This window comes from Okeania sp. (assembly GCF_983059655.1).
In genome coordinates this window covers 1-3,259 of the sequence record NZ_CEZPJD010000861.1, presented here as the reverse complement: position 1 = coordinate 3,259, position 3,259 = coordinate 1, and the positions used below count along the sequence as shown (strand labels likewise).

The following is a 3,259-nucleotide window of genomic DNA, read 5'->3' as shown; positions in this document are numbered from 1 at the left end:
CTAATTCTATGTTCTTGAAAATTATTCTTTTTATAAACTTATGTTGACTTATATTAAGAATTTTATGAGATGTTTAAGACAAGAGCAAACTCCACAACTAAATACATCAAACAGCTAGTGTGGAAGAAGAAGAAAAATTAGTGTTTGTTTACCGAAAAAATGGGTCTAAAGCCTCGCCCTTCTAGGGCGACTTTCTCTGCATCAATATTTTTTTTCAAATAATTGTTTTATCTGGAAAAGTATATGATAAAATGATACCATAGAAACAAAAATATCGCAATGTTAGTAAGAGAGGCCAAGTTATTAAACGGGACATCAAATCAATATAAATCCTTGGATGAAGCTATCAGGACAGCACAGTTTATTAGAAATAAAGCTGTGAGATATTGGATAGATAACCAAGGAGTAAATAAGTCACGTTTATACAAACTGAGCAAAGAGTTAGCTAGTGAGTTTGCCTTTGTCAATCAATTAAATTCATCAGCTAGGCAAGCCTCAGTAGAAATAGCTTGGACTTCGATTAGTAACTTTTATCGTCGCTGTAAACAAGGAGCCAAAAAGAAAGGATATCCCAAATTCAAAAAGCATTGTCGGTCTGTAGAATATAAACAATCTGGATGGAAATTGTCAGATGATTGTATGTTTATAACTTTCACTGATAAGTTTAAATCTGGTAAGTTTTCCCTGTATTGTAATCAAGATACAAGGGAAGATTTATTGAGATTAAAAATTAACCGTGTGAGAATTGTTAGACGTGCAGATGGTTACTACTGCCAGTTTTGTTTGGATGCCAATAGAAAGGAATCAGGAAATTATACTGGTAATGTTATAGGTATTGACTTAGGTTTAAAATACTTCTATAAAGACCAAAACAATAATGCAGTCATTTATCCTCAATATTTAAGGAAGTCAGAGAAAAAATTAAAACGTCGGCAACGACAATTAAGCAAGAAGTTTGTCAAAGGCAAAAAACCTCAATCAAACAATTATCACAAAGCCAGAAAGAGACTTGGGTTATGCCATTTGAAGGTTAGTAGACAGCGTAAAGACTGGAGCATAAAGAAAGCCCGGTGCGTAGTGGCATCTAACGATGTTGTCGTCTATGAAGACCTGAAGATACAAAACACGATCAAAAACCATCATTTGGCAAAGTCAATATCTGACGCATCGTGGTATCAGTTCACTCAATGGCTAGAATACTATGGAAAAATTTGGGGTAAAGCAATTGTTTCAGTAAATCCCAAATTCACTTCTCAAGATTGTTCTAATTGTGGGCACAGAGTTTCAAAAACTTTGTCAACCCGTACTCATGTTTGTCCTAGCTGTCATGCTGAAATATGTCGTGATACTAACGCAGCACGAAATATCTTGAGCCGTGGATTAGAAATAATAGGTATTGAGTGGAATCAAGGTACTGAAGGGCATTCAGAAACCTCCTAGTAATAGGGAACGCTTTGGGAGATAACGGTCTCTGCTAATAATGGGTAACTTGATTTAGTAAGCTGTGTCGATGAGCAAAGAATCACTTTTTGTGAGAATCCCCGTGCCTAACAGCCGGGGAGTATATCAAAAGTTGTGAATTTGCCAATTACGGGTAAAATATGAAAAATTAACTGCAAACTACAAATACAAACATTAGGAGTTTTGAACTATGCCTCTATCTGATACTCAAGTATTAGTTGCTCTAGTAATTGCTCTCATCCCAGGAATCTTAGCATTCCGACTCTCAACTGAGCTTTACAAATAAAATCTCGGTCAATTATCAAAATCTAAATTTGTCCTAACAGTTGCTTCTCAAGATACAGTAAAGTTTTTGCTTTTGAGCAAAGCTAAGTATGATTGAGAAGTTACTATGTTAAAAACTGTTGGGACAAATTTTTTATGGAATTATACCAAATCCGGTTTAAATTAGGAGGTTTATTGTCAGGGTAAGGCAGAAGGCAGAAGGCAGAGGGCAGAAGGGTTATAAGAATTTGGAAAAATTATCTTTTCATAACCGGATTTGGTATTAAGGAGTCCTCAAAAAATGTCTTTGTCTTTGTTGTAATTAAAATCAAATTCAAATATTAAACAATTACTTATCTAATTTTTCATACCAAAGCGTTTTTATCTCAGATGTGAAGACCAAGTGCTATGAAAAAAGTATGGAGGTATGGAAGTATAGAAGTTCTAGGAAATAATCAAGGAGGTAAAATAGCATAAATATAGTAGCAAACACGAGAACGGCTGCTCAATAAGTGCGCTTTTTTTATCAGAAAAAACTTCAATCTATAGAAGCCATTTGGAATATTAGCTAATGTTGGGTTTTGAGGCCAAGAAGTGAGGATATTGATATTTAATTACTATAGAGAGATATCTCCAACAATCAAAAGTCAAATCAATTATTGCACTGTTATTCATCAATTATTTCCCCCTACTCTGTACGGACGTTGCATGCAACGTCCCTACTACTCCCTATGGGTGGAGGAGATGCTTAATAGATCCGTTTAGGGGTTCTATATTTACATATAAAATAAAAACACTATCTAGTATTTTTAGATCTGTTGTGAAATATTGTTAAATCATTTTTCAACAGAAATATTTTTAATTTTTTTATTAACTTTCACTTTGTACCTGTTTACAACAATCGCAGTTTAGTTAAATATCTAATTTTGTTTAGACATCTTAAATATAAGCTCCATCCATAGATTAATATTTAAATAGAAAAATCTTCTAATTGATGAAGCTATCTTGACAAAATTATGCAAGCTACTAAACCTGTAACATTTTCACCAGTTTCTCACAGCACCCCTACCCAAGTAAAACCTCGGATATTTTCCAAAAGAATCAAGTCTACCCATCTAGAAATAACGATTGAAACTACAGTCAAATTATTTACTAACATCGTAATTTCTGTTTGTGTAACATCAGCTTTCTTGAAATTGTGGCCTCATTACCAATCTATTCAAGAAAAGCTACAAGTCATTGAATCTGAAATTGAAGCCACAACAGAAAGACTTAATCAAGAGAAAGCAGACTTTAGTCGTTATTTCGATCCTAGTCAAGCCAAAAGCATTATGCAAGAGCAAAGCAACCTAGTAGATCGTCATCAAATACCGATAATTTGGTTAGAAGATAATGGTATTAAACCAAATTCAGAATCTACAAGCTCTCCTTGAAGAAGTAGGTAGGGACGTTGCATGCAACGTCCTTACAGAAAGAATTGGTTAGAACATTTTTCAATCCTAAAACCCTTTTACAGTTTGCTATTCCCTGTTCC

3 protein-coding genes are annotated in these 3,259 nt (G+C 34.1%); all 3 read left to right on the top strand.

What is annotated here, in order from left to right:
- The first annotated feature begins 279 nt into the window (after window positions 1-279).
- The 3 genes from AC3DU7_RS29440 (at window position 280) to AC3DU7_RS29430 (ending at window position 3,158) form a co-directional block, all read left to right on the top strand.
- Entirely contained in the window at window positions 280-1,440 is a 1,161-nt protein-coding gene (locus tag AC3DU7_RS29440) for an RNA-guided endonuclease InsQ/TnpB family protein (protein ID WP_488042794.1), read from the top strand.
- Between the two features lie 211 nt (window positions 1,441-1,651).
- The gene (gene psaM / locus AC3DU7_RS29435; protein ID WP_071525264.1) at window positions 1,652-1,747 is read left to right on the top strand and encodes a photosystem I reaction center subunit XII; all 96 of its coding nucleotides are present in this window, start codon (window positions 1,652-1,654) and stop codon (window positions 1,745-1,747) included.
- A gap of 994 nt (window positions 1,748-2,741) precedes the next feature.
- Window positions 2,742-3,158 (top strand): slr1601 family putative cell division protein, encoded by a 417-nt coding sequence (locus AC3DU7_RS29430; RefSeq protein ID WP_488042793.1) that lies wholly within the window; start codon window positions 2,742-2,744, stop codon window positions 3,156-3,158.
- Window positions 3,159-3,259 lie beyond the last annotated feature (101 nt).